Here is a 4358-nt window from a genome sequence, read left to right on the forward strand (position 1 = left end):
AACGCGCTGGTCTGGCCGGGGCGGATGGTGAGGTGGGCAATTTCCAGAATCATGGGGGTGGCCAGAGGGGTAGATGGGGCAGGGGATCAGACCACATTACTGCGCTGCACGGGCTCGGGCTGGGCTGCGGTGGCCTTCATGCCGTCCGCCAGGCGGTGCAGCAGACCGAGCAGGGGCGCGTCCGACGCGTCGCAGGCCAGGCCAATGTGGCGCGAGAAGGCCAGGGGCCCGTCCAGCGGGCGGGTGAGCGCGCGGCGCGCCTGGGCTGCATGCGACTGCGGCACCACGGCCAGGCCCATGCCCGCGTCCACCATGTGCAGCAGCAGCTCCTCGCGCGCGGCGCTGGCCTGCACCTGCAGCGCAATCCCCCGCTCGGCCAGCAGACGGATGAAGGACTGGTGCAGCGGGCAATAGGGCCACTCGATGAGGGGCAGGTTTTCAATGTCTGCCAGGCCAAAGCGCTTCTTGAAGCGCAGCGGGTGCAGCTCGGGCACCAGCATCACATAGGGCTCGTGCCACAGCGGCACAAAGGTGTCGCCCGGCGGCTTGCAGTGCTCGGCCACCATGCGCAGCCGCGCCTCTTGCGCGCTGGCGGTGAGCCGCACCATGGTGTGGGGCAGCTCCTGCGCGATGTGTGCGAACAGGGGCGTGGCCTGCTGCACCATCAGGTCGTCCTGCAGGAAGATGCCCAGCGTTTCACGTGGTGCATCGCGAAAGTCGCGCACCATGGCGCTGGACTGGGCCAGCAGGCTGCAGGCGCGGGGGTACAGCCGGTGCGCGGCAGGTGTGGGGGCCAGGCCCTGGCGGCTGCGCTCAAAAAGGGTGGTTTCGAGCGCATCCTCCAGCCCCTTGATGGCCATGCTGATGGACGGCTGCGCCACAAAACAGCGGCGCGATGCGGCAGTGACCGAGCGCTCTTCATAGGCCGCTACAAAGTAGCCCAGGGCGCGCAGGTCAAACAGCATGGTGGCGCGGCCTTTCTTGGATCGGGTGGTCAGACGGGGGTGATGGTGGTGACGGTCTCGCGGAAATAGTCCACCTGGCCGTTCTGCGAATGGCTGGTAATCCAGGTCACGGATTCCACTTCGCGCTGTTGTACCGCATAAAAGAAGCGCTGGTGAAAGTGCGTGAGCACCCAGTCGTTGCCCAGCGGCTGGCTGTGGGTGTGCAGGATTTCCGTGCCGCGCGGGAACACCTCCACCCCCAGGCGCTGCACCACGGCCATCGCCTCGACCTTGTTGCGGGCGATTTGCCAACGGGTGTCGGCATCGTCGCGGTAGTGGTCAATGCGGAAGTCCACATCGTCGGCAATGGTGGCCAGCAGTGTGGGCACGTCTTGCTGCTCGAAGGCGGTCAGCACGCGGTCGATGGGGAAGGTCAGTGGCGGGTTGGTCGTCATGTCGGGTCTCCGGTGGGTGGTGGGGTCAATCCATCAAACAAACCCTGGCCAGGGAGCCGCAACTGTAGGCAGAGCAAGGCGCCCACGCAACGATGGAATTTGTGGGTCCGTGCGATAAAAAATCGATGGGTGCCGACGAGGAAGGCTCGGAGCGGCTCACAAAACCCAGCGTAGCGGTTCTGGCCAGGCGCTGCGTCGCAGGCAGTGCGAGCAGTACGACAAGACGCGGCAACGACGCCAGAAGCGTTTTGTTGGCCGCTTTCAGTCCGAAATCCCGGGCACCTGCCGCAGGTAGGCATGCAGTGCCGCAATCGACCGGCGCACCTTGGCGGGCTGGGCATCGCGTTGGGGCGTGACGGCCCAGATGTCCAGCGTGCCAAACGACCAGTCGGGCAGCAGGCGCACCAGCCGGCCGGCCTGCAGTGCTTCGTGCGAATCCATGCTGCCCACCAGCGCCAGGCCCAGCCCGGCCTCGCACATCTGCTGGATCGAGAGCTGGTTGTTGCTGGCAATGCGCGGCTCCACCCGCAGTGCGCGCGGCTCGCCGCTGGGACTGCGCAGGTCGATGAGCAACCCGCCCCCCTCGCGCGCGAAGCCCAGCCAGCTATGGGACAGCAGCGCATCCGGGTGCTGGGGCACGCCGTGTGCGGCCACCCATTCGGGTGATGCGCACAGGTACCAACTCATGCCCCCCAGGCGCCGGGCCGCCCAGGTTGAATCCGCCAGGCGCCCGTAGCGCACGGCCAGGTCGATGCGTGCGTTGATGAGGTCGATGGTGGAGTCGTCCACCAGCAGCCGCAGGCGCAGCGCCGGGTGCGCGGCCAGCAGTTCACCCAGGGCGGGTGCGATGTGCCGCGCAAAACCCACGGTGGCCGACATCCGCAATTCGCCACTGGGCGCATCGCGGGAGGCTGCCAGCTCGGCGCGCGCTTGCTCCGCCGCCGCCCACATGGCAGCGCAGCGCGCGTGGTAACGCTGGCCCGCCTCGGTGAGCGCCAACTTGCGCGTGGAGCGGTGCAGCAGCGTCACGCCGCCGTCGCTTTCGAGCTTGCGCACCTGCTGGCTCACCGCCGAAGTGCTCATGCCCAGTGCGCGCGCGGCGCCGCTCATCGAGCCGTGCTGCACCACCGAGGCAAAGACGGCCATGCGTTTGAGGTCTTCCATGCGTTCGATTGTGAAGTACAGCTTCAAAGAAAAGGCGGTTTTAGCCATCTACCGCCTGTTTTGACAAGTTCCTATTCTCACTACATCACAACTTTGACCCCAAGGACATCGATATGAACATCGCCCTGATTGGCGCCACCGGTTTTGTCGGCTCGGCCGTGCTGAACGAACTGCTGCAACGCGGCCACCGTGTGACCGTGCTGGCCCGCAACCCGGCAAAGCTCACGGCCCGCGAAGGTCTGACCGTGGTCGCCGCAGACGCGCAGGACGCCACCCAGGTGGCCAAGGCCGTTGCGGGCCACGACGCGGTGGTGAGCGCCTACAACCCCGGCTGGACGGTGCCAGACATCCACGACCAGTTCCTGAAAGGCACGCGCGCCATCATCGACGGCACCAAGGCCGCCGGTGTGCGCCGCCTGCTGGTGGTGGGCGGCGCGGGCAGCCTGTTTGTGGCACCCGGTGTGCAACTGGTGGACACGCCCCAGTTCCCCGCCGAATGGAAGCAGGGCGCCCTGGCCGCGCGCGAGGCGCTGAACTGGATCCGTACCGAAAACACGCTGGACTGGACCTTCCTCTCGCCCCCCATCCTGCTGCAGCCCGGCGAGCGCACCGGCCAGTACCGCCTGGGCGACGAGGCCCCGCTGATGAACGGCGACCAGCCTGGCAGCATCAGCGTGGCCGACCTGGCGGTGGCAATGGCCGACGAACTGGAAACACCACGCCACGTGCAAAAGCGTTTCACGGTGGCCAACTGAACAGCGCTTAGGGGTGAGTAACTCCTGATTTGATAGCGGCAAGCGCAAGATCCACTAGCGCTTTCGGCACTTTTTGCTTCAAAACCGCTGGTTCATCCCGTAAACCACCGCATCGGCACCAGCACGAGGGACGGGAACAGCACCATCAGGAACATCACCGCGAACTGGGCCACCATGAACGGGATGACGCCCCGCGTCACGTCATCCATGCGCATCTTGCCCACGCCCGCCACCACGTTCAGCACGGTGCCGACCGGCGGGGTGATGAGCCCGATGGCGTTGTTGATGATGAACAGCACGCCGAAGTAGACCGGGTCGATGCCTGCCGCCTTCACCACCGGCATCAGCACGGGCGTGAGGATGAGGATGGTGGGCGTCATGTCCATGGCGGTGCCCACGGCCATCACCAGCACCATGATGGCGATGAGCAGCAGCGTGGGGTGTTCCATCAAGGGCTTGAGCAGGCTCACCAGTTGACGCGGGATATCCGCCACGGTGATGAGCCAGGCGCTGACCATGGCGGCCGCCACCAGGAACATGATCACGGCGGTGGTCTTGGCGGCACTGATGAACACATCGGTCAGCTGGCGCCAGTGCAGCTCGCGGTAGACCAGCGTGGCCACCAGCAGGGCATAGACCGCGGCGACGGCAGCGGCTTCAGTGGGTGTGAATACGCCCATCTTCAAGCCCACGATCACGATGACCGGCAGGAACAGCGCCCAGGTCGATTCCTTGAGCGCCTGCAGCTTCTCGGCCGTGGTGGCCTTGGGCGGCGGCGTGACGTTTTCGCGCTGCGACACCCAGTACCAGGTGATGGCAATCGCCAGCCCCATCAGCAGCCCGGGCACGATGCCCGCCAGGAAGAGCTTGCTGATCGATACATTGGCCGCGACGCCGAACACCACGAAGCCGATGGACGGCGGAATCACCGGCGCGATGATGCACGCCGAGGCAATGAGCCCGCCTGCGCGCGCCTTGTCGTGCCCGGCCTTCACCATCATGGGCAGCAGCAGGGCTGCCAGTGCCGCCGTGTCTGCCAC

5 protein-coding genes are annotated in these 4358 nt (G+C 66.2%); 1 reads left to right on the forward strand and 4 read right to left on the reverse strand.

Annotation, left to right across the window (positions count from 1 at the left end; all coding sequences use genetic code 11):
* Window positions 1–86: 86 nt before the first annotated feature.
* The 3 genes from DBR23_RS17360 to DBR23_RS17370 all read right to left on the reverse strand — a co-directional run bounded on the left by DBR23_RS17360 (window position 87) and on the right by DBR23_RS17370 (window position 2563).
* The gene (locus tag DBR23_RS17360; RefSeq protein WP_108499078.1) at window positions 87–965 is read right to left on the reverse strand and encodes a LysR family transcriptional regulator; all 879 of its coding nucleotides are present in this window, start codon (window positions 963–965) and stop codon (window positions 87–89) included.
* A gap of 29 nt (window positions 966–994) precedes the next feature.
* Window positions 995–1399, reverse strand: coding sequence for a hypothetical protein (locus tag DBR23_RS17365; protein ID WP_108499079.1), 405 nt, complete (start codon window positions 1397–1399; stop codon window positions 995–997).
* Between the two features lie 261 nt (window positions 1400–1660).
* Window positions 1661–2563 carry a LysR family transcriptional regulator gene (locus DBR23_RS17370; RefSeq protein WP_108499082.1) on the reverse strand — a complete coding sequence of 301 codons (903 nt, stop codon included), beginning with the start codon at window positions 2561–2563 and terminating at the stop codon, window positions 1661–1663.
* Window positions 2564–2676: 113 nt separating this feature from the next.
* Between DBR23_RS17370 and DBR23_RS17375 the strand changes: the two genes are divergently transcribed.
* On the forward strand, window positions 2677–3318 hold the full coding sequence (locus DBR23_RS17375; protein ID WP_108499080.1) for an NAD(P)-dependent oxidoreductase: 642 nt from the start codon (window positions 2677–2679) through the stop codon (window positions 3316–3318).
* Window positions 3319–3410: 92 nt separating this feature from the next.
* Here the strand turns inward: DBR23_RS17375 and DBR23_RS17380 are convergent.
* A partial coding sequence (locus DBR23_RS17380) for a TRAP transporter large permease (protein ID WP_108499081.1) occupies window positions 3411–4358 on the reverse strand: 948 nt, incomplete at its 5' end.

The sequence above is a fragment of the Acidovorax sp. HMWF018 genome (assembly GCF_003061035.1).
Taxonomy (GTDB): Bacteria; Pseudomonadota; Gammaproteobacteria; order Burkholderiales; family Burkholderiaceae_C; genus Acidovorax; species Acidovorax delafieldii.